Source organism: Bradyrhizobium sp. 141, from assembly GCF_023074055.1.
Lineage (GTDB): Bacteria > Pseudomonadota > Alphaproteobacteria > Rhizobiales > Xanthobacteraceae > Bradyrhizobium.
The window spans coordinates 95,576-119,665 of record NZ_JADPKR010000108.1 but is presented as its reverse complement, the minus strand read 5'-3'; the positions used below and the strand labels follow the sequence as shown (position 1 = coordinate 119,665).

The window sequence follows — 24,090 nt, the reverse complement described above, 5'->3', positions numbered from 1 at the left end:
CTGGTGCCTGAGGACGCCACAGCGCCGCCTGTTGTTTGGAGGAACGGTGAGAGCGGCGGCCGAGCGCGCAAAACCGTTTCACCGCACCGCCTTGAGCTAACCGACGCAGAACCATGTATCGATCAAGCCAGAGCATCAATCAGGTCGCCGCCGCGCTCGCCCGCGCACAGGCCGAGCTAGAAAACCCGGAAAAGTTGCTCACGGCGACGCTGCCTGGGCCCTTCCCCAACAGCGAATGCCGCAGCTTCCGCTATGCCTCCTTAGCGCGCGGGCTTGAGATCGTGCGCAAGAGCTTGAGCAAACAGGAGATCGCCACGGTGCAGGCCACGGCGCTTGAGCCGGAGAGCGGGCTGATCCGGCTCACCACCGCCCTGCTCCACAGCTCGGGCGAATGGATTGCCTCAGACTGGCCCGTCTGCACCATCGCCGACATCGCCGCGCCGCATCGGATGGGCGCTGCGCTGACCTACGCGCGGCGATACGCGCTGTTCACGTTGGTCGGGATTGCCGGCGAAGATGAGTTCGACGCACCGGATCTTGCCATCAGGCCCGGATCCAACCCACCGGCTGATGAATTAGGATCTCCTCCCGGGGTGGCCCCGCCTGGCTCGCCTCTGCCCGCGGCCAAAGCCAACGCGCCCTGGCGCGCAGAAACGAAACGTGCCGCCGCCGGTCAGGCCGCGGCCCCCGCAGCCGAACCCAAAACTTCTGAAGCGCTCGCCGCGCGCCTACTCGCCGAGCTTCAGTCACTTGCCAATGTGGAGGACATCGACCGCTGGGCACAGCGGGTGTGGCGGCACGCGAACACACTCACAGTCCGGGGGGCCCAGCGGCTTGGCGAAGCTCTCGAGGACCGGCTCACCCGGCTGCAAACCTCCGAACAATCCACGCCAAGCCCGGAAGCGGCGGACAAGGATGGCGCAGCCGGCTGGGCTCGCGTCGGAAAACCGCAGCGGCGCCGCGATCGCGAACACCTGCGGTTCGTCGCCAAGCAGCCCTGCCTCGCTTGTGGCCGGAGCCCGTCGGATCCGCACCACCTGCGGTTCGCGCAGCCCAGGGGGCTTGGTCTGAAGGTGAGCGACGAATTCACCGTGCCGCTCTGCCGCGCCCATCACCGGGAGCTGCATCGGGCAAGCAACGAAGTCGAGTGGTGGTTGCGGTTAGCCATCGAGCCGCTTGAAGTGGCCCGCAGGCTTTGGCTGACAACGCACCCCTTATAGCCGCACCTGCACGCGCTTTAGAGCTGCCGGTCGTGCTTGTTGGCGATGAACGTCGCCGAGCTCGCCCGGAAACCTAGTCGAAGACGCCACGCCTCGCAGGCCTCGGGCATCGATACTGCGCGCAAGACTCTGCGCCAGCAAGAGATCGCCATCATCCAGACCACGTGGATCGAAGCGTCCACCGGCACGATCCAACTCACCACGTTGCTGGTGCATTCTTTCCGGCGAGTGAATTTCCTCGGACTGGCGGCCTGTGCGCCGGATGCGGTGGCGTGCCCGGCCTTGGCGCCAGCCAAACTGACAAACCCGGGCAAGACCCTGACCGGGATGATCCGCTCGCCGTTCCTGCGCGATGACGACCGCACCTTTCGCTAGGCCTCGCTGGCGAGCCGCGATCGTGACCAGCTTTCGTGCGTTTCGACGCGTGCCATTTTTACGTAGCAAGCATGCAAAGTGACGGAGCGTTTCGTTCCATCCGGCAAAACTTGGACTAAAGCGTGATGGCATTAGGTTTGATAGCCTGAATTTTTGAGGTAGTTGGCGCATTCTTTGAGGGTGAAGGCATCGAGTGCTTAGCCGATTGCGGCGCAGACCGCATCGACGGTTCGCGCGGCCGCCTTGTGGCGCGGGTGCTTGAGCTTGGCAAAGACCTGCTCGATCGGGTTCAGATCGGGCGAGTATTGGGGCAGGAAGAAGAGCTTGGCGCCGACTGAACGGAGCGGCCTCCAAGGTACCGCTCGCTTTTCGAGCCGGATGCTCTGGGATACACTCTGCAACCGAGGCGGACAGCCCGGTCGGATAGCGCTTATGAGGATCGTACCAATGAAAGCAGACCAGGGCGGTGGCAGACTACTCGCCAAAAGAATCCAGCAGACTGCGCCCGAAGTAAAGCCGTCGCGCAACAGCGCAGCGACAAAATCCGTGCCGCCCGCGCTGCTTGCCTGCGCAGATATGTCTCAATCACTCATCTATCGCATCCGGCGAACCCAGCTAATGGTCTTTAAAGACGTCAGCCGGCGGCTTGCCGCCTTTCAGATCGGCCCGTCGCAATTCTTCGTCCTATCGTTGATCGAAGCCAATCCAGGCGCCAATCAGCTCGCCATCGCGCAATCGCTATCGATCGAGCGCGCTGGACTCGGGAGGCTGGTCGACCAGCTGGAGCGGCGCGGGCTAGTACAGCGCTCTACCTCAGCGGCCAATCGGCGCTACTATGTGCTCTATTTGACCGAAGCCGGCGCCGAACTGTTGGGTCGCTTGCGACCGGCGATTGCCGAAAGCGAGGAGGAGCTAGCCGTAAGGATCGGGCCGAATTGCTTCCGCGAGCTTCAACGGACGCTGGACCGACTGGGAGATCCCTGAAGGAAGTGCGCACCTAAACTTTCCACACCATCTGTCCAGGTGCCATGCAGATTTAAGGAAACCAAGACGCGCTCGCTTGCGCATCCAGCATACCTTCGGGAACAGCGAGCTAGGATCTAACTGCCTGAAAATGAGAGATCGCAGCCTGACCTTAGCGATTGGACGTCTGACTCGCCAACTCCATCGCCAAGTCTAGAGCCGCAATTCCAATTTGATCCATAGGGTGGGACATACAACGCCGGTCCATCCAAGCCACTATGGCGGTGAAATCACCACCGCCGATGATGTCCTTCACAGCACTGACATTTAGCCCGCTAACGAAGCCCACAACCCAGGATTCGAACGCTGCCTTGACGACCGGGTTCTTCCTTCTATTCATCCAGCTGGTGCAAGATTGCGAGCCGGCGCCGACGATTGTTGAACCGGCGTGTAGGCATGTCGTTGGGAGAATTATTAGCAACGCAATGGCAAGGGCTCGTTTCATCTTTTCCTCGACGCGAAAACGGCTGCTTCCAGAAGGCTATATCTGGCAATTGCGAAGCTCAGCAAAAAAGAGTAGCCAACTGGGCGACAGGTTGCGGTCAGCCTTCACACTGACCATCCGCGGTGCTGGAGGTCTACTGGCGACCTGAACCGGTCGCAATCTCAGCTACTCCCGCCGGCTCACAGGTCGGCGGGCTTTTCTATTAACCTGGGGTGCTGGGATATGCGGCAGTTTGGGCTGATCCTAGCTCGGCTTCAGACCCATTGTGCGGCGACATCATTTTAGCTAACGTGGTTCTGTTTTAGTCTCAGTTGCGTTCAAGAGTCATGATTACGTACAAGCAGTACCACATCCAGCGATTTGAGCACGGCCATAGGGGCTGGGTTGCCCGCATTACGCGGGCGGATGGTCAGAACATCCGCACCATCCTGCCGGCCTCTGAGCATCCTTACCTCGATACGAAGCCCACCGCTTCCGCAGAGGAAGCTGAGAAGCTCGCCAAAGAAGGCATCGACTTCGGCGGGGTGGTTTGACGGGCCCCTCGAGAGCACGTCTGCATCTTGCAGGCGAGAGCTCGCCGCAGCGCTCGGAGAAAATCGCTCCCCTGGTCGTGCGTTGCACCGCCCCTTGATTGAGAGAGCGCGGCATAAATCATGCATCGCCAACGGCCAATTAATTCCCAGCCTGTCACCTGCGGCTCATAGCGAGATACCCTGCTTCCCCAGCCAGGCCAGCGCGGCGGAGCAAACGGCTGAAAGTAACGCGGTCCAAAACCAGGACCGTCCACGGGCGGCACTGATCGAACGTCAGATACAAGAAGCTCCAAGAAGGGGCTCCATTTAAGGCTAGACCAGCACCTCATAAACTACTGTTTTGCCCGACGGCGCAAGCGAAATTTCGGTTTTTTCGATGCGCGCCGTTTGGGCTGGCCCTCGTAGGCCGCTTGTCCGGCGAAATGCCGGCGTAAGTCCCTAGGGCGCTACCTCAGACTGGAATCCGGCCAGCGAGGAACTTCATCTGCGGGCCTCGGTCGGCGAAAGTTCTCCCGCACCATCGCGTAGACCACAAAGAGGCCGATGGTGATGGCGACCGCCAACAGTGGGAAGATGTAGTTCATGCAGCCTCCAAGACTTTGGAAATATTAGCAGAGGAACGCGAGCCGTCCAATCGGACGATGTTTCCCGGCTTGAGCGGGCACTTTGCGGTTCCTGCCTCTATGGCCTCGATCTGTTGTGATCCGTGTTCCGCTTCACGCGTTTGAGCCCCCGCCGCTGCCGCGACAGGGCAGCCTTCTCATACCGCTCCAAGCTGGGCAGGTATCTCAATGGCTTTGGTTCAGCGCCCTCAATCACTGCCAAGATCAGACCTAACCTAAGAGCTCGCAGGCGATCCTGTCGACTCCTAGCTTGAGCCAGATCTTGAAGCGCGGCTTCCGTATCCGCGCCTTTGAATTCCTCCGCAAGGATTATATCGAAGCCGGCGCAACAGGAGGTTCGATTTCCCAGCGACCGGTCCTTGGCCGGGGCCTTTGGGATGACCGGGTGAACAACGGGTCCGCCCTTTCAGCTGACAATCTGCCGTGTTATCTTCGAGCTCACTGCAAAGCGCGCCACGTTCAAGAAGGCGGTGGACGCCGCTATCGCTTGTCGTCGCTCGAGTTCGGCGCTGGCCGGGTTGGGCAACGCCGCGGCGACGGCGGGCCGGCACATTGTGCTCTTCGGCTGGTGGAATGCGCTGCAAAATGGGGCAGTTTTGTCGTGTCCATCGATGTCAAGGTCGCTGGCACGTTCAATGCGACGCCCTAGGAAGTCAGACGCTCGGCAATGGCGGCGTCGGGTATGTCCTTTTGCACTGGTGTTCTCCGATCTTCCGAAAGGCCGGCATAGGTGCGAATTGCGGTCACGTCCGCAACAGACGCGGCGAAGGTGGTACGGGTTAGCTTTGTCGCCGGCTTGGATGGGGCGGTCGACCACACGAATCCGTAGGTCGCGGTTGGCAACCTCCATGCGTTCACCGAATTGGCCCCTCGACGGCACCCACCCGGACGACGCCGGCCATATCCTGAAGAATGCCTTCGTAGCGGCGATCGATGGCTCCTGGTCGAACTATCAAGCGGCATATCCTTCCGAGTTCGGCTAAGGCCGCATTCGTGACCTTCGTCAAGATGCAGGAATGGCAATATCGGCCATTCTAATTCTTAGTAGCGGTCATAGTACCGTGGCCGGTCCCCATAGCCTGGGGCGTCATATCGGTGATGTCGATAACGATAGCCGTATGGCGGGTCGTCGGGCAGCGGCCTCTTATAGGTGCCGGGGGCGTGATAGTTATTCGGGTAGCAGCGGCCGTTCGAAAAGTTGAAGTCATAGCCTGGCGGGCATCCGCCGTCTCTTCCTCGGAATTGGATTTGCTGGAATTGAGCTTCCTGGGCAGGCGCGCCCGCTACCGGTCCAAGGGCAACCAGCGCCAGTATTGCAGTGTGAATAAGCACTGTTTCTCTCCCTCTTGATCAATCTGCAGCGAAAGCCACGATAGCAACTTCCACTACGTGCAGCATGGGCCGCGAACATGGAATCGCCCCTGAACGGGGCGTTCACCAGCCGTTCACACTGGAATGCGCTTGTTGCGGCCGCCGAGGTCCATGGACCAGCGCCTCGATCGTCGGCAATGGGGTCAAGGCCGTGGCTTCGAGGGGGTGTTCTAGGTTGGGTTGCGGTGGCAGGAGTTTTGGACCTCTCAACCAAGCGAGAATTTTCTAATGGCGGTACGATCAAGCACGCTTAATCATCGGATGTGGCGGATGGCGATGAAGGCAACTCCGCTGCCAATTCTCGGCCGTTCGCGCGACTCATCGTTCTGGCAGAGCCATTGGCGAGAACGGCAGCCGGAGCCGAGTTGGCCGGATATGCTGAGGCAACGGAACTCAAGTGGTTCGCCAAACAGATCGTTGATCTTCGACCGAAAAGTCGCGCGGCGAGTAGCTACATCAACGCGCCGCAAGACGACACCGCTGTCCTCAATCCGTAGCGACGTCTTTCGTCAGAGCGAGTTCATTTGAAGGAAGCGGATTTTGCAGGAATGTGGTGAGCGGCTTGATGCTCCGCCGCTCAATAAAGAAGTATGTCAGCCAGGCGATCATTCCAAGGAAAACCGGCAGGGCTACCGCCCGCAAGAGTAGGTCGATCGGCCGATCGTCGCCGATATGCAGCGCCTGAAGGATCATGTGGCCTACGTCCTGATGGATCAAGTAGAGCGGATAGCTGATCAGGCCAATGAAGGCGGCAGGCCGCAGAAATTTCGGCGCTTCGTATCGAGAGGCGAGAAACACGGCAAGTGTGCCAAGCGATAGCGTAAGAAGCCGCCATCCTTCCATTGGAATAGACGGTTGCTGATAATGCAGAAATTGATGGGCGCATTCGAGGAACAGCGCAGTCGCCAAGCCAAATAGCGCTTGCTTGGGATTGCCACCGGCTAGAGAAGCGACACTTAGGCCTGCGATGAAGAAGGCGAAAAAGTCATTTGTGTAAAACGTGCTCGGGCTCGACAGAGCAAAGCGCGCCAGGCAGTAGGCACAGACCGCAGGCAGGAGGAATTTGCGGAGGCCGAGTGCAAGGATTGCTGCGCAAAGTGCATAGAACTGAAACTCCACGAACAACGACCAATACGCCCAATCCGGCGGCGCAAAGTCGATGCGGAGAACGTTGAGGGTGGGGAGCGCAACGAGTGTGTAGGCGTAGTCGCGCCACGACACCAAGCGGGACGGCTCAATGAGTTCTGGAGTAGCGTGCTTGAAAGCAGTCGTCAGGAAGCCGCAGACGACGAGAGCCGGAAGCAAGCGGCCAACGCGCTTGCAGTAAAAATGCCAGGCGGACCGTGAGGTCTCGGCGCTGAACGAAATGCAGTACCCGCTGATGATGAAGAAGAGGAGAACGCCGTGAGTCCCCCGATTGAACAAGGAGACCGGCACGAAGTGATAAAGCAGTACCCAGATTATCGCGACTGCCCGCAGGCAATCGATTCCAACCGACCGGTGGTCGTGTTTCAAATTGCGCCCCGTCGTTTGTAATTGTTTCCAGCTCCTACCACTAGGGGCCGAGAGCGGACAACCGTTGATTGATAAGAAGCTAATGGAACTCGGACGGGTGTGTCCTATAGGACGCAGGCGATCGTGCATGGGCCCAAAGATAATGGCGGACGCGCCGAGGCGCTCCGAAAGGGGATAGACAAAATTCGCCAAATCATGGTGGGATGGCTCTGGGTTTGATCACCCGGACCAGAGCTAGGCCGCCTTCCCTTAGCAAACGAACCCGGAGATGACCCTGACCGCCGTGATCCGGTCTCCATTCCCACGTGAAGACGACCGAACCTTCCGCTACGCCTCGCTGGCCTCCGGCCTGGACATCGTGCGCAAGACGCTCAGCCAGCAGGAGATCGCAGCGATCCAGACCACCCGGATCGAGCAGCTGACCGGCCAAGTGCACCTCACCACCCTGCTCGCCCACGCCTCCGGAGATGGATCCCTTCTGATCTACCGGTCTGCTCCAGCAAGGAAGTCGAAACGCCACATCGGATGGGAGCGGCACTGACCTACGCCCGCCGGTGCCCTGTTTGACTTGGTCGGGATCGCCGGGGAGGACGATTTAGATGCGCCCGACGTCGTAACAGGGCCTCCCGGCTGCCACCGAGCCGCAGACCGCACCAGGACCGAAAGGCAAGCTTCCGAAGAGCGTCCTCAACCGCCCTCCTGTCTTATCTCCTGAACGCTCGGCCGAACTCCTGGACCGGCTCTTGGGCGAGCTTGCTCTCCAAGACGACAGCGAAGGGCTGCTCGCCTGGGCCAAGATCAGCCTGCCCCTGAAGAACACCCTCCTGGAGGCGGACGCCTGGGTTCTCGAGGCCGCCTACCAGAAGAGGTTTGAGGAAGCCGCCCTTCCCGACATTAATCTAGCAGACTAGCGGCTCGTGTCAGCTGTCAGATGGCCCCTACCTAAGGACCCTCCTTCGGAGACACCCAGCGACGTTCACGCAACAGCCAACGCCCCTCCCGGAGAGAAGGTCGGCCTCGCCTTAAAGAGCCGCCTCGCAGACGAAGCAAGGATCACCTCCTTCATCCGCATCTAGGGTTGTTTGGTCTGCCAGAAGACCCGCGCTGACGCGCATCACCTGAAGTTTGCTCAGCCACGAACCTTGCGACGCAAAGTCAGCGACGAGTTTACCGTCCCGCTTTGCCGATCCCATCATCAATCCCTGCACCGGCACGGAGACGAAAGAGTTTGGTGGACCAATCTCCAGATATCGCCACTGCCGATGCCAAAGCGCTTTGGAATGCGAGTCCCGTCCATCAGACGGATGGAGCAAGCCTCTCCGTATCTGCCCAAGCTCCGCTCTCGCAGGTGCAACGGCAATTAACATTCCAAGCGACCGACCTCAACCGCAAATGCTCGCCACGTTGCCCTCGCAGTTCGAAGCGCTCTGCCCGTCACCCCAACTATTGCCGGGGGAGAACATTGATCATTATCATGCTCTTCAGGCTGAAATCTTTCGCGACATCAATCCACGGTGCGCGATCGAATGGCTTCTCGCCATCGACATTGCCGAACTCTCCTGGGAGATGCAGCGCTACCGGATCCTGCGATACAGGATCCTTAGCACGTACCCCGCAGAGGGCGGTCGAGACGGCGCTTCGGCGCGTGGACGTCGGGGGCATGCCTCCAGACTTGCAGGACGTCGCCGAAATCTACACGATTAGGAACCCGCTGGATTGGCAGCTCGACCCGTCTGCCGCGGTTCAAATCGAAGCCCGGCTCCGCTCCTACGGCTTTGATCAACACACCTTGAACATGGAAACCTACGTCCAGGCCCGAGAGATCCTGTCTGTATTTGAAGCGCTCCTGAACGGAATACAACTTCGACCCTTACTGTTGCTCAAAGAGATCAACCATTTACGCCGCGCGAATACCAATCATGTTGAGGCTCGCCGAACTTCACCAACCAAATGCAATTCTCGACCGCCTCATACGAATGCGGGAGCCATAGAACCAATGAGCCGATTGCAGGTGTGATCGAGGGCAGTCACACGAACGAAACCAAGGGCGCGTTCAAACCACTCAGGTTCTAGGTCGCTCGAGTTGAGTGAAAGCGAGCCGTTTGGTTTGGAACTCCAAAGATTTCACCAGGACCGTTCTGATTTGTGGCTCGCTCAAGATTGGTCGAAAACAACTGCATGCTGAGCGAAGAACGCACGATCAAGCTGCTCAGGAGTCGAAGATCGAAGGAGCCAGCCCGCCCTCCGGCAGCTCGCTGCCAAAGCGCTGCCTCCTTGTTCGAGTGAACGGATAGGGCGCATCAGCCCAGGAAGAACTGCTCCCCCTCTCGTCATGACCGACGTCCCCGCTAGCATGTCCTACCGAGATGGGCTATCAGCGCAGCCAGGTTGTTCCAAACTAGGTTTTCATCGGTCGGCGGATGACGCGTCTTTCGCATCTCACCTCGCGCAATTTCCTGATCGCGCTCCACGACCTGCTGGCGACCACAGCGGCGCTTTTTGCCACTTTCTATTTGCGCTTCGAGGGCGGCGACGGCTTCTTCGAACGCTTGCCGCTGCTGTTCCAGATCCTGCCCTATTTCCTCACCTTCAGCGTGGTCGTGTTCTTCATCTTCAACCTTACCACGACGAAATGGCGCTTCATCTCGCTGCCTGACGCGCTGAACATCATCCGCGCAGCGACCGTGGTGGCGGTCGGCCTGCTTGTGCTCGACTATATCTTCGTTGCCCCCAATGTCCGTGGCGCCTTCTTCCTCGGCAAGGTGACGATCGTCCTCTATTGGTTCCTAGAGATCGCTTTCCTCAGCGCCCTGCGCATGGCTTATCGCTACTTCCGCTACACGCGGGTGCGGCGTCATGCCCGCAATGATGACGCCGCACCCACGCTGCTGATCGGGCCAACTGCGGATGCCGAGGTGTTGTTGCGCGGCGTCGAGAGCGGAGCGATCAAGCGAATCTGGCCGGTCGGCATATTGTCGCCCTCACGCGCCGATCTGGGCCAGCTCATCCGCAACGTGCCGGTGCTGGGCGGCATTGATGACGTCGAGGACATCCTTACCGATCTTGCCAACCGCAACAAGGCGATCGCCCGTCTTGTGATGACACCGTCGGCTTTCGAGCCGGAAGCCCATCCGGAATCGGTCTTGATGCGGGCGCGCAAGCTAGGCGTGATCGTCAGTCGCATGCCCTCTCTGGAGAGCGGCGAAGCGCCGCGGCTCACCGCTGTCGCGGTCGAGGACCTCCTGTTGCGGCCGAGCGAAAAGATCGACTATACGCGCCTGGAAACCTTGATCAGGGGCAAGGCGGTGATCGTCACCGGGGGTGGGGGCTCCATAGGATCCGAGATATGCGAGCGCGTCGTCGCATTTGGCGCGGCGCGCCTGCTGATCTTGGAGAATTCCGAGCCGGCGCTCTACGCAGTCACCGAGACGCTCGCCGCGCGCAGTTCCGGCGCTGCGATCGTAGGGCGTATTGCCGACATCCGTGATCGCGAGCGCATCATGCGCCTGATGGCCGAGTTCAAGCCGGACATCGTGTTCCATGCCGCAGCTCTCAAGCACGTGCCGATTCTTGAGCGCGACTGGAGCGAGGGGGTTAAGACCAACATCTTCGGCTCCATCAACGTCGCCGATTCCGCGCTTGCCGCTAGCGCCGAGGCCATGGTGATGATCTCGACCGACAAGGCGATCGAGCCGGTATCGATGCTCGGTCTGACCAAGCGTTTCGCCGAGATGTATTGCCAGGCGCTCGACCATGATGTAGCGGCCAGCGCCAGCGTCAAGCCGCCGATGCGGGTCATTTCGGTCCGGTTCGGCAACGTGCTGGCCTCGAACGGCTCGGTCGTGCCGAAGTTCAAGGCCCAGATCGAGGCCGGCGGCCCCGTCACCGTCACCCATCCCGAGATGGTCCGTTATTTCATGACCATCCGCGAGGCTTGCGATCTCGTCATCACGGCGGCGACGCACGCGCTCGGACCGGCGCGGCCGGATGTCTCGGTCTACGTGCTCAACATGGGACAACCGGTGAAGATCGTCGACCTCGCCGAACGCATGATCCGGCTCTCCGGCCTTGAGCCCGGCTATGACATCGAAATCGAGTTCACGGGCATGCGCCCAGGCGAGCGGCTGTACGAGATCTTGTTCGCCTCCGAGGAGCCGACCTGCGAGATCGGCGTTCCCGGCATCATGGCGGCGCAGCCGAACGAGCCGCCGATGCAGACGCTGCGTACATGGATTGCGGCGCTCGAGCAGGCGATCGCCCGAGACGATCGCGCCACCATCAGGACCATCCTGAAGGATGCAGTGCCCGAATTCGCGTCGACCGCGGTAGGACCCAAAAGCGAGGTTGCTTCGCGATTTCACCGATCAAGCGGCCGTAGGTAGAGCGGGATTGCTGTCAGTGTGCACGCTTTGGATGCGTGAAAACGCTCCTCTTGCGCGGCTGCAATCAACTCGCGTCCAGCACCGCCGCACCTTCGTGGTGCCCGTGCTCGATTCCCACGCAAATTTTGATCACATTCGGTCGTGTGGACCCCTTTCTAGGCCCTTCTATAGAAGCTGCGACCAATGTAGATCGGGCCGCTGCGCTGACAAAGCGGTTGACGCGTGCCATTTTGGCGAGTGAAGCCTGGGCGCGGGAACCTTGCATCGTCCCACCCGCTCCCGTATTACCAGCCCTGTAACGATATGGCCTGGAACTGGCCTTTCCTGGATTTCAAGACGTGCTTGAACGAACCCTCGTCACCATCGCCGAAACTGAGACCATTGAGGAAGCTTTCCGGCGCCTGAATGCGAATATGCTTGGTATCCTGTTCGCGCAGGACGCGAGCGGGCGAATCGTCGGCGCAGTGACGGACGGCGACATCCGCAGACGCATGCTGTCCGGCACCACGATCCAGGATCCGGTAGTGACCTGTATCAATCGCAACTTCGTCTGGGCGCGGACCGGCGGTCCGCGCGAGCAGATCCTCAAACTGCTCGACCAGCGCGTGCACGTGGTGCCGATCCTCGATGGCGAAGGACGACTGGTCGACGTGTTCAGCCGCGAGCTGTTCAACCTGTCAGAGGAGAGCGAGGTGTTCGCGCGCGCCCGCTCGCCGGTGCGGATCAGCTTCTCCGGCGGCGGCACCGACCTGACCCACTATTTCGTGGAGAATGACGGCGGCGCGGTGATCAACGCCACGATCAAGATGTACGCTCACGCGACGTTGCGGCGCCGGAACGATTCCAGCATCCGGATCTATTCGCACGATTTCCGGCGTACGATCGAGGCCGACAATCTCGCAGAACTCGGAACGGACGGAGAGCTTGCGCTGATCAAGTCCGTCGTGCGCCTGATCAAGCCGACTTATGGGTTCGAGCTCGAGGTCTCCGCCGACTTCCCGGTCGGCTCAGGCCTCGGCGGCTCGGCGGTGGTCACCTCCGCCATCATCGGCTGCTTCAACGAATTCCGCGGCGACCAATGGGACCGCCACGAGATCGCGGAGATGGCGTTTCAGGCCGAGCGGCTGATGCTCAACATCCCCGGCGGCTGGCAGGATCAGTACGCTACCGTGTTCGGCGGCTTCAATCACATGGAGTTCTTCTCCGACCAGAACACCATCGTGCCGCTGCGCCTCGACCCCAACATCATCGCCGAGCTCGAGGAGAGCCTGGTGCTCTGCTACACGGGCTCTGGCCGCGATTCCGGCGCCATCCACCGCGACCAGAAGGCTCAGCACGAGACCAGCGACGCGGTCGCCGCAGCCGCCAAGCAGAAGGAAGTGACGCGCGACATCCGGCGGCATCTCCTGCGCGGCCAGCTCCTGGAATGCGGCCGACTGATCGACGAGGCCTGGCACGCTAAGCGGAAGCTGAGCTCGAAGATCTCTTCGGACGCGATCGATGCGATCTACGATTTCGCCAAGCAGCATGGCGCGGTCGGCGGCAAGCTGCTGGGCGCCGGCGGCGGCGGCTATTTCATGTTCTTCGTACGGCCGTTCGAGCGCTACCAGCTCATCGCCGCGCTGGAGCAACAGGGGCATAGCTGTTCGCGCATCATGTTCGAAGAGAACGGGCTGCGAACTTGGAAGTCGCGTTTTCCCGCGCGATTCGTCTGACGCATATGAGACGAGAATGTTGATGACATCGCCCAAACAGCCCGCTCCGGTCCGCATCGGCAACCGTCTACTGGGCGACGGCGAACCCTGCTACGTCATCGCCGAGATCGGCAACAACCACAATGGCGACTTCGACCGCGCCATTGCGCTGGTCGATGCCGCAGTCGCGGCCGGAGCCGATTGCGCCAAATTCCAGATGCGCAAGCTGGACGAGGTCTACCGTGCGTCGAGCCTTTCGGGCAAGGACGACGACCTCGCCGTCGAGTATACGCTCGATCTCTTGCGGCGCTTCGAGCTGCCGACCGCGCAGCAGAAGAAGATCGCCGAGTATTGCGCAGCGAAGGGTATCCAGTATCTCTGCACTCCCTGGGACGCGAGCAGCGTCGCCGTGCTCGAAGATTTCGGCGTGCAAGCCTACAAGGTTGCCTCAGCCGACCTTACCAATTTGCCGCTGCTCGCGCGCCTCGCCGCCACCGGCAAGACGCTGATCGTCTCGACCGGCATGAGCACGACGGACGAGATCAGGGCCGCGGCGAAGTTCCTCGACGAGCGCAACGCGAGCTACGTGCTGCTGCATTGCCAGAGCACCTATCCGGCCGCGCTTCACAACATCCATCTGCGTTTCATGGAAACGCTGCGCGAGATCCATCCGGTGGTCGGCTATTCGGGCCACGAGCGCGGCGTTGCCGTTTCGACGGCCGCCGTCGCGCTCGGCGCCGTCGTCATCGAACGTCACATCACTCTCGACCGCGAGATGGAAGGCCCGGACCATGCCGCGAGCCTGGAGCCGGAGGAATTCAAGTCGCTGGTCTCCGGCATCCGCGAGGTGGAGGCGGCGCGCGGCGAGAAACGGGCCGAACGCGCGCTGAGCCAGGGCGAGTTGATCAACCGCGAGAACCTCGCCAAGAGCCTGGTGGCCGCGCGCGACCTCTCGGCCGGCACCGTGATCTCGGAAGCCGACATCGCGGTAAAGAGCCCGGGACAGGGCCTGTCGCCGCTGAAGATGCCGGCGCTGCTCGGTCGCAAGCTGACGCGGACGATGGCGGCCGACGACTATTTCTTCCAGAGCGACCTCGACGAAGGCGCTGCGAAAGCTCGGCGCTACCGCTTCGACCGCCCCTGGGGCGTGCCGATCCGCTATCACGACGCAGAGCGCTTCCTGGAGATCTGCGAGCCTGACATCATCGAATTCCATCTCAGCTACAGCGACATGGAGCGCGATCCCGCGGCGTATCTGTCCGGCACCTATGATCTCGGCTTCGTCGTGCATGCGCCGGAGCTTTTTGCCGGCTCCAAGCTGATGGACCTGGCAACCCCTGACGAGGCCCTGCGGCGCTATTCGCTGGAGCAGACGCAGGCGGTGATCGACATCACCCGCGGCCTGAAGAAATACTTTCCCAAGACCAAGCGTCCGCCCATCGTCGCCAATATCGGCGGCTTCACCATGGACGAGCCGCTGCCGGCGGAGGAGAAAGCCGAGCGCTACCGCATCTTCGCGCGGAGCTTGACCGAGCTCGACATGGACGGCGTCGAACTGACGCCGCAAACCATGGCGCCGTTCCCCTGGCATTTCGGCGGTCAGCGTCACCAGAACATCTTTATATTCCCGGACGAGTCGGCCGCATTCTGCGCCAAGCATGATTTGCGCATGTGCGTCGACATTTCGCACACGAAACTCGCCGCCAATCATTTCGGCTTCGACTTCGCGCAAGGCCTCGCCCAGCTCGGGCCGCACACCGCGCATCTGCATTTCGGCGACGCCAAGGGGCTCGACGGCGAGGGTCTTCAGATCGGCGAAGGCGAGATCGACTTCGACGAGATCGGACAGGTGCTGCGCAAGCATGCGCCGACGGCCTCGTTCATTCCCGAGATTTGGCAGGGCCACAAGAACATGGGCGAAGGCTTCTGGACCGCGCTCGAGCGTCTGGAGGGGCACATCTGATGGCGCGCAAGACGCTGGCCGTGATCGCCGCGCGCGGCGGCTCCAAGGGCATCCCGCACAAGAACCTGCTGGACCTTTGCGGCAAACCGCTGATCGCGTGGACAGTCGAGCAGGCACGCGCGGCGCGGGGCGTCGACGTGGTGGCGGTCTCTTCGGACAGCGACAGCATCCTCGCCGCGGCCGAGGCCGCCGGAGCCGTCGGCGTGCGGCGCCCGGCCGATATTTCGGGCGACCTCGCCTCCTCCGAATCCGCCTGGCTCCATGCGCTCGATGCGATCGATGAGCGGATGGGACGGTTCGAGCGGATCGTCGCACTCCAGGCGACATCGCCGATGCGCGAACCCAGCGACATCGAGAACGCGCTCGCGACCTTCGATCGCGATCATCTCGACAGCCTGCTCTCGGTCTGCGAGGTCGAGGATTATTTCAACTGGCGCATCGGCGCGAATGGACCGGAGCCGATCAACTACGATTATCGCAACCGCCGCATGCGGCAACAGATCGAGAAACGCTATTTGGAAAACGGCTCGTTCTACGTCCTGATCCCATCCCTCCTGCGCGAGCAGAACAACCGTCTCGGCGGCAAGATCGGCTTCCACGTGATGGAGCGTCACAAGATGTTCCAGATCGACCGCCCCGAGGACGTCAAGCTTTGCGCCGCCATCATGCAAAGTTACGGCTATGCCTGACCTCAGCGCCTTCTCGCTCAAAGGCAAGATCGCGGTGGTCACCGGCGCCTCGCGGGGCATTGGCGCGGCCATCGCGACCGGCCTGCGAGATGCGGGCGCTACCGTGTTCGGCCTCAGCCGTTCCGGGACCGCACCGCAGGACGTGACCGCAATTGCCTGCGACCTCTCCGACGACAAGGCGATCGAAAACGCATTCGGCATGATCGCCGCGCAAGGCGGGCGTATCGACGCGTTGGTCAACGCCGCCGGCATCAGCCTCCCCGCAAAAGGTGATGAGAGCGAGCTTGCGCGCTTTCGCGCCACGGTCGCGACCGACCTCACCGGCGTTTACGCCACCATCCTTGCCGCGTATCCGCTCCTGAAGAAGGCGGGCTCGGCTGCGATCGTCAACGTCACCAGCATCAACTCGATCCGCGGCTTTCCCGGCAATCCCGGCTACGTGGCGGCGAAGGCGGGTCTTGCCGGGCTGACGCGCGCACTCGCGGCCGACTACGCGCCCGACGGCATCCGCGTCAATGCACTTGCTCCGGGCTATGTCGCGACAGAGATGACCGCGAAGAGTTTTGCCGATCCCCTCATGCACGAAGACAGGCGCCGCCACACCATGCTCGGCCGGTGGGGACAGCCCGCCGACATGGTAGGAGCGGCCGTTTTCCTGACGTCGGAAGCCTCTGCTTATGTGACCGGTCAGGAGATCTTCGTCGACGGCGGCTGGGTCGCCAAAGGCCTCGCCATCAGCTCGGATAGCAAATCGTGACCGCAACGCTGCAACGAATCGGCTTCATGCAGGGACGGCTCTCGGCCCTGGTCGACGGCAAGATCCAGGCCTTCCCCTGGGACGAGTGGCAAAAGGAATTTTCACGCGCGAAGGAGCTCGGCCTGACACGGATGGAATGGACCATCGATCAGGAACGGCTGCGCGAGAACCCGCTGACGACCGAGCCGGGGCAGCAGGAGATTCTGGCACTGTCACGCGAGAACGGCGTGCGCATCCCGAGCCTGACGGGCGACTGCTTCATGCAGGCTCCATTCTGGAAGGTCGATGCCGTCGTGCGCGACGCGCTCGTCGCCGACCTCGATCTCCTGATCACCGCCTGTAGCCGCATCGGCATCGAGTTCGTCGTGATCCCGCTGGTCGACAACGGCAAGATCGAGCGCGAGGGCGAGAGCGATACGTTGAAGCGCGTGCTGCTTGCCCGCTCCGAGCTGCTGGCGAGGCGAAACGTCAAGGTCGTCTTCGAATCCGATCTGCCGCCGGACGAGCTTGCCCGGTTCATGGAGGCATTTCCGGCCGAAATCTTCGGCATCAACTACGACAGCGGCAACAGCGCCTCGCTCGGCTACGACAGCGACGAGGAGATTGCCGCCTACGCACCCCGCATTCTCAACGTGCACGTGAAAGACCGCATTCGCGGTGGCACCACCGTCCCGCTCGGCACCGGCAATGCGGACCTTGCCAAGACGATCCGGCTGATCGAGCGCTCGGGCTACAAGGGCCAGTACATCCTGCAGACTGCCCGCGCATCCGACGGCGACCATGCGGGCGCGCTAGCAAGATATCGCGACATGACGGTCGGCTGGATCGAGGACGCAGCGCGATGAAGCTCGAGCTGAGCGATCGCGTTGCGCTCGTCACAGGCGCCAGCCGCGGCATCGGGCTTGCGATCGCGACGACGCTGGCGGCGGAAGGTGCCAGGGTCGCGCTGGCGGCGCGCGGCGCCGATGCGGTGAATGCTGCGTGCGCAACGATCGGCAGCAGCGCGTCGGCCCACGTCGCCGACGTCACCGACCCGGCCGCGGCAAAAGCACTGGTCGAAAGCGTCGAGAAACAATGGGGTCACCTCGATATCCTGGTCTGCAATGTCGGCAGCGGCGCCTCCGTCCCGCCGGGCAGGGAAACTGCGGCGGAATGGTCGCGGATCATCGATCTCAACCTGTTCGCTGCGACCAACATGATCGAAGCGGCGCGGCCGCTGATGGCAAAGGGCAGCGGCGACCGGGCCATCGTCTGCATCTCCTCGATCGCAGGCATGGCGGCGCTTGGTGCACCCGTCACCTATTATGCCGCCAAAGCAGCGCTGAATGCGACCGTGCGTGGCCTGGCGCGGCCGCTCGCGCTCGAAGGCATTCGCATCAATGCGGTCGCCCCCGGAAATATCCTGAGCGTCGACGGCACCTGGGCGCGCAAGATCGCCGAAAACAAGCAGGCGGTCGATGACATGCTCCAGCGCGAGGTGGCGCTGCGCCGGCTCGGCACCCCCGAGGAGATCGCCGATGTCGTTACCTTCCTTGCATCGCCCCGCGCCGCCTTCATCACCGGAAGCGTGATGGTGGCCGACGGCGGCCAGCTCAGAAGCTGAACAGGAGCCTTTTGATGGCAAACCCCTCCTCCCGCTACGACCTGACCGGACGGACCGCGCTCGTGACCGGCGCCGGCGGCCTGTTGGGCAAGCAGCACGTCGCAGCGCTCAGCGAAGCCGGCGCACGCGTGGTCGTCACCGACGTCGGACTGGCGCAGGCCGAAGCTGCCGTCGCGGCGCTGAAGCAGGCCACGCCTTCAGCCGATCTGATCGCGCTCGAGATCAACGTCACCTCGCTCGACTCGGTGCGCGCCGCAAACGATCAGCTCGTCGGCCGCGGCATCACCGTCGACATCCTCGTCAACAACGCCGCGATCGACCCGAAGGTGACGTCGAGCCCGGGCGTCATGCACTCCTCGCGCTTCGAGGCGTTCCCGGTGCCGCAATGGCAGACCGAAATAGCAGTTGGCCTGACCGGTGCGATGCTGTGCGCGCAGGTGTTCGGCGGCGCGATGGCCAAACGCGGTTGCGGCGTGATCCTCAATATCGCCTCCGATCTCGGCGTGATCGCGCCGGACCAGCGGCTGTACCGCCAGCCACAAGTGATGCGCGAAGAAGAACAGCCGGTGAAGCCCGTGACGTATTCGGTGATCAAGCACGGCTTGATCGGGTTGACGAAATACCTGGCGACCTACTGGGCCGATCACGGCGTGCGCGTCAACGCCATCTCGCCGGGGGGCGTCTTCAACAACCAGGACCCGGCCTTCGTCGAACGACTGACGCGCCTGATCCCCATGGGCCGCATGGCCGATGTCGACGAATACCGCGCAGCTGTGCAGTTCCTCTGCTCGGATGCCTCGAGCTACATGACCGGTCAGAACCTGGTGATGGACGGCGGCAGGAGCGTATGGTAACCAGCTCCCACTCTCCAATTTCGTGCAAATGATGACCGGCCCAGAAATGAGTATGTTCAACGATAAGTCTATTCTGATCACCGGAGGCACGGGATCGTTCGGAAAGAAGTTTGTCGGCTGTCTCCTGAAGAACTTCAAGCCACGTCGTATTGTGGTCTATTCGCGCGACGAGCTGAAGCAGTATGAGATGCAGCAGGAATTCGATCAGCCTGCGATGCGCTACTTCATTGGCGACGTTCGGGACGGCGAGCGCCTTCGCACCGCTATGAAGGGGATCGACTTTGTCGTCCATGCCGCAGCGCTGAAGCAGGTTCCGGCCGCCGAATACAACCCCATGGAGTGCATCAAGACCAACGTTCATGGCGCGGAGAACGTGATCCAGGCGGCGTTGGAAGCGGACATTGAGAAGGTGATCGCGCTGTCGACGGACAAGGCTGCGCAGCCGATCAACCTCTACGGCGCGACCAAGCTTGCCTCCGACAAGTTGTTCATTGCCGCCAACAACATGGCGGGCGGCCATCGCACCGCTTTCGCCGTGGTCCGCTACGGCAACGTAGTCGGCTCTCGCGGATCAATCGTGCCGCTGTTCAACAAGCTGATCGCCGAAGGTTCGGATCAGCTGCCGATCACGGATCCGCGGATGACGCGCTTCTGGATCTCGCTGCAGCAGGGGGTCGATTTCGTCATCAAGAGCTTTGAGCGCATGTCGGGCGGTGAGATCTTCGTTCCGATGATCCCCTCGGTACGCATTCTCGACTTGGCGAAGGCCATGGCTCCCTCGCTACCGACGCGGGTGGTCGGCATTCGTCCGGGCGAAAAGCTCCATGAGGTCATGTGCCCCACCGACGACTCGCATCTGACGTTGAAATTCCACGATCACTTCGTGATTAAGCCAACGATCAAGTTTTTCCGCCGCGACGTCGACTATGTCATGAATTTACTCGGCGAACGCGGCGAGGCGGTTTCTGACGGATTTGAGTACAACTCCGTCAACAATGATCACTTCCTGAATGTTGCCGAGATCAGAGAATTCAACAAGATTGCTAACCAATGATCCCCTACGGTCGCCAGGATATCTCCGAAAATGATATCAACGCGGTCACGCAGGTGCTGCAGTCGGACTGGCTGACCCAAGGACAGGCCGCGCCGCGTTTCGAACAGGCAATGGCCCGTTATTGCGGCGCGGAGCATGCGATCGCGGTGTCGAACGCGACCGCAGCCCTTCATATTGCTTGCCTTGCCCTCGATCTTGGTCCCGGCGATGTCTTGTGGACAGTGCCAAACACGTTCGTTGCCTCCGCCAATTGCGCGCTCTATTGCGGGGCGAGCGTCGACTTCGTCGACATTGATCCTCGCACCTACAACATGAGCGTTACAGCGCTCTCCGAGAAACTCGCGCAGGCCAGCACCCAGGGACGGCTACCGAAAGTCGTCATTCCCGTGCACTTTGCCGGCCAGTCCTGCGAAATGACGGAGATCCATGCCCTCGCTGATCGCTACGGCTTTCGCACCGTCGAAGACGCTTCTCACGCGGTCGGCGGTGAGTATCTGGGACGAAAGATCGGCGCCGTCGAGCTTAGCGACATGGCGATCTTCAGCTTTCATCCGGTCAAGATCATCACGACCGGCGAAGGGGGCATGATACTTGCGAACGATCGCGGACTGGCGGAGCGCCTCGGCTATCTGCGCACTCACGGCATCATCCGTCCGGCGCAGCAGGAGCCGTCCGATCCGCGGCACGCGAACGAGGACCACTTGGGCCCCTGGATGTATGAGCAGATCGAACTGGGCCTGAACTACCGGATGACCGACATCCAGGCCGCACTCGGCGCCAGCCAGCTCGATCGGCTCGATGCCTTTCTAGCACGCCGGCGCGAGCTCGCTGCGCGCTACGATGCGCTGCTTTCGAAGCTGCCGGTGACCCGTCCATGGCAGCACCCGGACACCAATTCGGCTTGGCACCTCTATGTGATCCGGCTGCAGCGGAACGAAATCAGGCTCAGCCGGCGCCAGGTCTTCGATGCGTTGCGCGCCGCCGGCATCGGCGTTAACGTGCACTACATCCCGGTGCACACACAGCCCTACTATCAACGCCTCGGCTTCCGCTTCGGCATGTTCCCGGAGGCGGAAAACTACTATCAGGACGCGATCACGCTGCCGCTGTTCTCGAAGATGACGAATGACGAGCAGGACACCGTTGTCGCGGCACTCACGAAGATCCTGGCGTGAAGATCGCAGTCATCCCGGCACGAGGTGGAAGCAAGCGGATTCCCCGCAAGAACATCCGATCGTTTTGCGGAACCCCCATTATCGCCTATTCGATCAACGCGGCTTGCGACAGCGGCCTGTTCGATGAAGTCATCGTATCCACGGATGACGAGGAGATCGCCGGTGTGGCGCGCAAGTTCGGCGCGACGACACCGTTCGTCCGGCCAAAGGAGATCTCCGACGATTTCACAGGCACAAATGCCGTCGTCAAACACGCCGTTGGCTGGTTCATCGAACAGGGCAACGACGTAAGTCATGCCTGCTGCATCTACGCCACGGCACCATTGATTCGGACACGTTATCTACGGGAGGGTTACGACGCGCTGACCGGCTCGGACGCTGCCTTTGCCTTCTCGATCACGAGCTACGCATTTCCGATCCAACGCGCTGTGCGCCTGACGTCAGAAGGCCGGGTCGAGGCGCTCCATCCGGAACACCGCATAACGCGGTCGCAAGACCTCGAGCCGGTCTTCCACGACGCGGGACAGTTCTACTGGGGCACCGCGCGCGCCTTCCTCAACGACGTTCCCGTGTTCTCGCCGCGATCGATCGGCATCGTGCTGCCGCGCGTGCTGGTGCAGGACATCGACACGCTGGAGGACTGGGAGCAAGCGGAGTTCATGTTCCGCGCTGTCAGAGGGGACTGACGCCCACGGCGACCTCCTGATCCCTTCCGTTGCCGAGCAACGGCTGAATGAAAGTTTCAAGATTGGGCCCCTTGAATAGATGCCCCGCTATCCCGGCCGCAACCGCCGCCTGGACGTCGTGCGAATTATCGCCGACCAGCAGGCTCGATTCTATTTGCACCGGCCAGCCGTCGAAGCAATCCAGGATCATACCCGGCGCCGGCTTGCGCCGGTCGCTGGCGCGGCGCCACTGCTCCACAATTCCATCCTCATGATAGGGGCAGTGTTGGAATTCGTCGATGTGGGCGCCGGTCTCCGCGAGTTCGTGGCTCATCCAGTCGTGCAGGCTATGAACCGCATCGACGCCGTAATAGCCACGCGCAACGCCCGACTGGTTGGTCACGACGAAGGTGAGATAGCCGCGGTCATTGCATAGCTTGATCGCTTCGCGCGCTCCGGGAATCCATTCGAAATCCTCGATCCTATGCACATAGCCCTTGTCGACGTTCAGCACGCCATCGCGATCGAAGAATACCGCGGGGCGACGCATTCTTGCTGGAAACTCGCGCTGGGCTCGCTCCAGATCCTCGGGAATGCCGATGTCGATGAAGAAGCCCTCATAGACGGCCGCTTCGAGCTGCCCCATCTCGATCAAGCGCGGAAACACCGACTGTTCGAGCGAGCACGGCAGCTGGTCGATCAGATCGAGGATTCTGCGGTCGATACGATAGATACCTGCGTTGATCGGCCCGTTCGGTTGCGTTCCCGGCGCCAGAAAGCGCCTGACGCTGTCCCGCTCGAGCAAGGCACGGCCGTAGCGATCGCCGGGATGCTCCCTCTTCAGCGCAACGCGCACCATCGCCGCCGAACCAAAGCCTGCGAGGTCGAGCAGGTTGAAGTCAAAGAAGGAGTCGCCGTTGAGGAGAAGGAACTGCGGCTCCAGCTTAGGGGCCGCATGCTTCAGCGCCCCACCGGTTCCCATTTGCGTTGGCTCACATATAACCGAGATCGAAGCACGACGCCATGTTCTGCCGTCATAGCGCTCGACCACCTGCTCGGCACGGTGTCCCGCCAGAAGCAATATTTTCTCGATGGTGGGATAACGCGATACCTCATCGAGGATATAGTCCAGGAAAGACTTGCCACCGACGTCCAGCAGCGGCTTGGGGACCGCGCGAGTTCGCTCGCCCAGCCGGGTCCCGAGGCCGCCAACGAGTATCACCGCTTGCGTCAGCACGGGGCACTCTCCCCTCGGTCGAGCGTTGTGTCTGCGCCAGCGACTGGATTGCGAGAGCCGGGCCGCGATTGGCGCATGAGCGCATATAGCACGCCCGCCAGAAGCGTCAGCCCGCCGACAACGAACATCGCCGCAATCGGTCGGGGCGACACCTGTCTGGGCGTGACGAAGGCACCGTCGATCAAAGCCGCCGGATAGGTTCGCCACGAGCCAAGCCGCGCCACGAGCGCGAGCCGCTCAGCCCTCAACGCAGCCAGCCTCTCTCCGTTACGCTGGATCAGGTTGAGCAGCCAAACCGCGCGTAAAGCAGATGCGTCGGAGTCACTCGAGTTCGACTCGGACATCGTCTTCACCAGGGTCTCCGCCCTTTCCCGCGTCTGAAGCAGATCGCTCACGTTCGCGTCGATGGCAGCAAGCTGCGCATTGATATCGGCAAAGAACGACGCGCGAATTCCTTCCCGATCTTCATTCAACAGACGCACGATGATGGCGAGCGCGTGCTGCACGTCCTGGGCGTCAGCCGCCCGCACGCTGATCAGCATGGCCTCCGCCCCTTCGGGCCGCGCCACTAGGCTGGAGGAGATCAATCGAGGGCTTCGGCCAGCTTTGTCCGGAAAGCCCACCGATTGCGTCACGCGCTGCTTGAACGGCGACGAATTGACCTGTGAAACCAGGGCTTGCAAGTTCATCGATTCGGCGCCGTCGAGACGGCCGCCCCGCACGATCGCCTGCGCTTCATAGGCCGGAGGAAGTCGGCTCGCAACGAGGAAAGCTGGCACCATCGTTGCTGCCGTCATACCAAACAGCAGCAACCATCGCTTGCGGACAGCCTGAACGAAAAGCAGCAGTAAGCCGCCCAAATACGGATCGAAGTTCAAGATTCGTTGCTCGCTCATTCTCAGGCTTCCAAAC

At 61.6% G+C, this 24,090-nt stretch carries 23 protein-coding genes and 1 pseudogene; 19 read left to right on the top strand and 5 right to left on the bottom strand.

Going from position 1 to position 24,090, the window contains the following annotated elements; all coding sequences use genetic code 11:
- The first annotated feature begins 113 nt into the window (after positions 1-113).
- Positions 114-1,220, top strand: a complete 1,107-nt coding sequence (locus IVA81_RS34250; RefSeq protein ID WP_247326505.1) for an ERF family protein — start codon at positions 114-116, stop codon at positions 1,218-1,220.
- A gap of 39 nt (positions 1,221-1,259) precedes the next feature.
- The gene (locus tag IVA81_RS34245) at positions 1,260-1,595 is read left to right on the top strand and encodes a hypothetical protein (protein ID WP_247326504.1); all 336 of its coding nucleotides are present in this window, start codon (positions 1,260-1,262) and stop codon (positions 1,593-1,595) included.
- 200 nt (positions 1,596-1,795) lie between these two features.
- Here the strand turns inward: IVA81_RS34245 and IVA81_RS40545 are convergent.
- A pseudogene (locus IVA81_RS40545) lies at positions 1,796-2,080 on the bottom strand (transposase); the annotation flags it as partial.
- On the opposite strand from IVA81_RS40545, the gene IVA81_RS34235 reads away from it, so the two are divergent.
- Both IVA81_RS34235 and IVA81_RS34230 read left to right on the top strand, forming a co-directional pair.
- A complete protein-coding gene (locus IVA81_RS34235) occupies positions 2,043-2,579 on the top strand; it encodes a MarR family transcriptional regulator (RefSeq protein WP_247326502.1) in 537 nt (178 codons plus the stop codon). The pseudogene IVA81_RS40545 and the gene IVA81_RS34235 overlap by 38 nt on opposite strands.
- Before the next feature lie 810 nt (positions 2,580-3,389).
- Positions 3,390-3,596: a hypothetical protein gene (locus IVA81_RS34230; RefSeq protein WP_247004913.1), complete on the top strand. Its 207-nt coding sequence runs from the start codon at positions 3,390-3,392 to the stop codon at positions 3,594-3,596.
- Positions 3,597-4,042: 446 nt separating this feature from the next.
- Here IVA81_RS34230 and IVA81_RS34225 read toward each other — a convergent pair whose 3' ends face one another.
- A complete protein-coding gene (locus IVA81_RS34225; RefSeq protein WP_247326499.1) occupies positions 4,043-4,180 on the bottom strand; it encodes a hypothetical protein in 138 nt (45 codons plus the stop codon).
- A gap of 289 nt (positions 4,181-4,469) precedes the next feature.
- Here IVA81_RS34225 and IVA81_RS34220 point away from each other — a divergent pair, with 289 nt between their 5' ends.
- On the top strand, positions 4,470-4,868 hold the full coding sequence (locus tag IVA81_RS34220) for a hypothetical protein (RefSeq protein ID WP_247326496.1): 399 nt from the start codon (positions 4,470-4,472) through the stop codon (positions 4,866-4,868).
- 199 nt (positions 4,869-5,067) lie between these two features.
- Entirely contained in the window at positions 5,068-5,202 is a 135-nt protein-coding gene (locus IVA81_RS40540) for a hypothetical protein (protein WP_256469413.1), read from the top strand.
- An 874-nt stretch (positions 5,203-6,076) separates the two neighbouring features.
- On the opposite strand, the gene IVA81_RS34215 is transcribed toward IVA81_RS40540, so the two are convergent.
- Positions 6,077-7,105 (bottom strand): acyltransferase, encoded by a 1,029-nt coding sequence (locus tag IVA81_RS34215; RefSeq protein WP_247326495.1) that lies wholly within the window; start codon positions 7,103-7,105, stop codon positions 6,077-6,079.
- A 268-nt stretch (positions 7,106-7,373) separates the two neighbouring features.
- On the opposite strand from IVA81_RS34215, the gene IVA81_RS34210 reads away from it, so the two are divergent.
- The 13 genes from IVA81_RS34210 (at position 7,374) to pseF (ending at position 21,962) form a co-directional block, all read left to right on the top strand.
- Entirely contained in the window at positions 7,374-7,646 is a 273-nt protein-coding gene (locus IVA81_RS34210; RefSeq protein ID WP_247326494.1) for a hypothetical protein, read from the top strand.
- Positions 7,647-7,848: 202 nt separating this feature from the next.
- Complete coding sequence (locus IVA81_RS34205) at positions 7,849-8,016, top strand: hypothetical protein (RefSeq protein ID WP_247326492.1); 168 nt, start codon at positions 7,849-7,851, stop codon at positions 8,014-8,016.
- A gap of 1,509 nt (positions 8,017-9,525) precedes the next feature.
- On the top strand, positions 9,526-11,487 hold the full coding sequence (locus IVA81_RS34200) for a nucleoside-diphosphate sugar epimerase/dehydratase (protein WP_247326490.1): 1,962 nt from the start codon (positions 9,526-9,528) through the stop codon (positions 11,485-11,487).
- Positions 11,488-11,825: 338 nt separating this feature from the next.
- Positions 11,826-13,202: a CBS domain-containing protein gene (locus IVA81_RS34195; protein WP_247326488.1), complete on the top strand. Its 1,377-nt coding sequence runs from the start codon at positions 11,826-11,828 to the stop codon at positions 13,200-13,202.
- Between the two features lie 22 nt (positions 13,203-13,224).
- The gene (locus IVA81_RS34190; RefSeq protein WP_247326486.1) at positions 13,225-15,144 is read left to right on the top strand and encodes an N-acetylneuraminate synthase family protein; all 1,920 of its coding nucleotides are present in this window, start codon (positions 13,225-13,227) and stop codon (positions 15,142-15,144) included.
- A complete protein-coding gene (locus tag IVA81_RS34185) occupies positions 15,144-15,833 on the top strand; it encodes an acylneuraminate cytidylyltransferase family protein (RefSeq protein WP_247326484.1) in 690 nt (229 codons plus the stop codon). The genes IVA81_RS34190 and IVA81_RS34185 overlap by 1 nt, the downstream gene beginning before the upstream one ends.
- Positions 15,826-16,590, top strand: coding sequence for an SDR family oxidoreductase (locus tag IVA81_RS34180; protein WP_247326482.1), 765 nt, complete (start codon positions 15,826-15,828; stop codon positions 16,588-16,590). The genes IVA81_RS34185 and IVA81_RS34180 overlap by 8 nt, the downstream gene beginning before the upstream one ends.
- Positions 16,587-17,435: a sugar phosphate isomerase/epimerase family protein gene (locus IVA81_RS34175; RefSeq protein WP_247326479.1), complete on the top strand. Its 849-nt coding sequence runs from the start codon at positions 16,587-16,589 to the stop codon at positions 17,433-17,435. Before IVA81_RS34180 ends, IVA81_RS34175 begins: the two co-directional genes overlap by 4 nt.
- Positions 17,432-18,193, top strand: a complete 762-nt coding sequence (locus tag IVA81_RS34170) for an SDR family NAD(P)-dependent oxidoreductase (RefSeq protein WP_247326477.1) — start codon at positions 17,432-17,434, stop codon at positions 18,191-18,193. Before IVA81_RS34175 ends, IVA81_RS34170 begins: the two co-directional genes overlap by 4 nt.
- A gap of 14 nt (positions 18,194-18,207) precedes the next feature.
- Complete coding sequence (locus IVA81_RS34165; RefSeq protein WP_247326476.1) at positions 18,208-19,047, top strand: SDR family oxidoreductase; 840 nt, start codon at positions 18,208-18,210, stop codon at positions 19,045-19,047.
- A 52-nt stretch (positions 19,048-19,099) separates the two neighbouring features.
- On the top strand, positions 19,100-20,101 hold the full coding sequence (gene pseB, locus IVA81_RS34160) for a UDP-N-acetylglucosamine 4,6-dehydratase (inverting) (protein ID WP_247327108.1): 1,002 nt from the start codon (positions 19,100-19,102) through the stop codon (positions 20,099-20,101).
- Positions 20,098-21,276, top strand: a complete 1,179-nt coding sequence (pseC, locus tag IVA81_RS34155) for a UDP-4-amino-4,6-dideoxy-N-acetyl-beta-L-altrosamine transaminase (protein ID WP_247326475.1) — start codon at positions 20,098-20,100, stop codon at positions 21,274-21,276. The genes pseB and pseC overlap by 4 nt, the downstream gene beginning before the upstream one ends.
- Positions 21,273-21,962: a pseudaminic acid cytidylyltransferase gene (pseF, locus tag IVA81_RS34150; protein WP_247326474.1), complete on the top strand. Its 690-nt coding sequence runs from the start codon at positions 21,273-21,275 to the stop codon at positions 21,960-21,962. Before pseC ends, pseF begins: the two co-directional genes overlap by 4 nt.
- Here pseF and IVA81_RS34145 read toward each other — a convergent pair.
- Positions 21,949-23,178, bottom strand: coding sequence for an HAD-IIIA family hydrolase (locus IVA81_RS34145; protein WP_247326473.1), 1,230 nt, complete (start codon positions 23,176-23,178; stop codon positions 21,949-21,951). The two genes, pseF and IVA81_RS34145, sit on opposite strands and share 14 nt — an antisense overlap.
- Positions 23,172-24,074, bottom strand: a complete 903-nt coding sequence (locus IVA81_RS34140) for a hypothetical protein (protein WP_247326472.1) — start codon at positions 24,072-24,074, stop codon at positions 23,172-23,174. Before IVA81_RS34140 ends, IVA81_RS34145 begins: the two co-directional genes overlap by 7 nt.
- Between the last annotated feature and the right edge of the window lie 16 nt (positions 24,075-24,090).

Coding starts and splice junctions, on each gene's coding strand:
- IVA81_RS34250 (WP_247326505.1), top strand. CDS start 114: ATGTATCGATCAAGCCAGAGCATCAATCAGGTCGCCGCCGCGCTCGCC.
- IVA81_RS34235 (WP_247326502.1), top strand. CDS start 2,043: ATGAAAGCAGACCAGGGCGGTGGCAGACTACTCGCCAAAAGAATCCAG.
- IVA81_RS34230 (WP_247004913.1), top strand. CDS start 3,390: ATGATTACGTACAAGCAGTACCACATCCAGCGATTTGAGCACGGCCAT.
- IVA81_RS34225 (WP_247326499.1), bottom strand. CDS start 4,180: ATGAACTACATCTTCCCACTGTTGGCGGTCGCCATCACCATCGGCCTC.
- IVA81_RS40540 (WP_256469413.1), top strand. CDS start 5,068: ATGCGTTCACCGAATTGGCCCCTCGACGGCACCCACCCGGACGACGCC.
- IVA81_RS34210 (WP_247326494.1), top strand. CDS start 7,374: ATGACCCTGACCGCCGTGATCCGGTCTCCATTCCCACGTGAAGACGAC.
- IVA81_RS34200 (WP_247326490.1), top strand. CDS start 9,526: ATGACGCGTCTTTCGCATCTCACCTCGCGCAATTTCCTGATCGCGCTC.
- IVA81_RS34190 (WP_247326486.1), top strand. CDS start 13,225: ATGACATCGCCCAAACAGCCCGCTCCGGTCCGCATCGGCAACCGTCTA.
- IVA81_RS34185 (WP_247326484.1), top strand. CDS start 15,144: ATGGCGCGCAAGACGCTGGCCGTGATCGCCGCGCGCGGCGGCTCCAAG.
- IVA81_RS34180 (WP_247326482.1), top strand. CDS start 15,826: ATGCCTGACCTCAGCGCCTTCTCGCTCAAAGGCAAGATCGCGGTGGTC.
- IVA81_RS34170 (WP_247326477.1), top strand. CDS start 17,432: ATGAAGCTCGAGCTGAGCGATCGCGTTGCGCTCGTCACAGGCGCCAGC.
- IVA81_RS34165 (WP_247326476.1), top strand. CDS start 18,208: ATGGCAAACCCCTCCTCCCGCTACGACCTGACCGGACGGACCGCGCTC.
- pseB (WP_247327108.1), top strand. CDS start 19,100: ATGTTCAACGATAAGTCTATTCTGATCACCGGAGGCACGGGATCGTTC.
- pseC (WP_247326475.1), top strand. CDS start 20,098: ATGATCCCCTACGGTCGCCAGGATATCTCCGAAAATGATATCAACGCG.
- IVA81_RS34140 (WP_247326472.1), bottom strand. CDS start 24,074: ATGAGCGAGCAACGAATCTTGAACTTCGATCCGTATTTGGGCGGCTTA.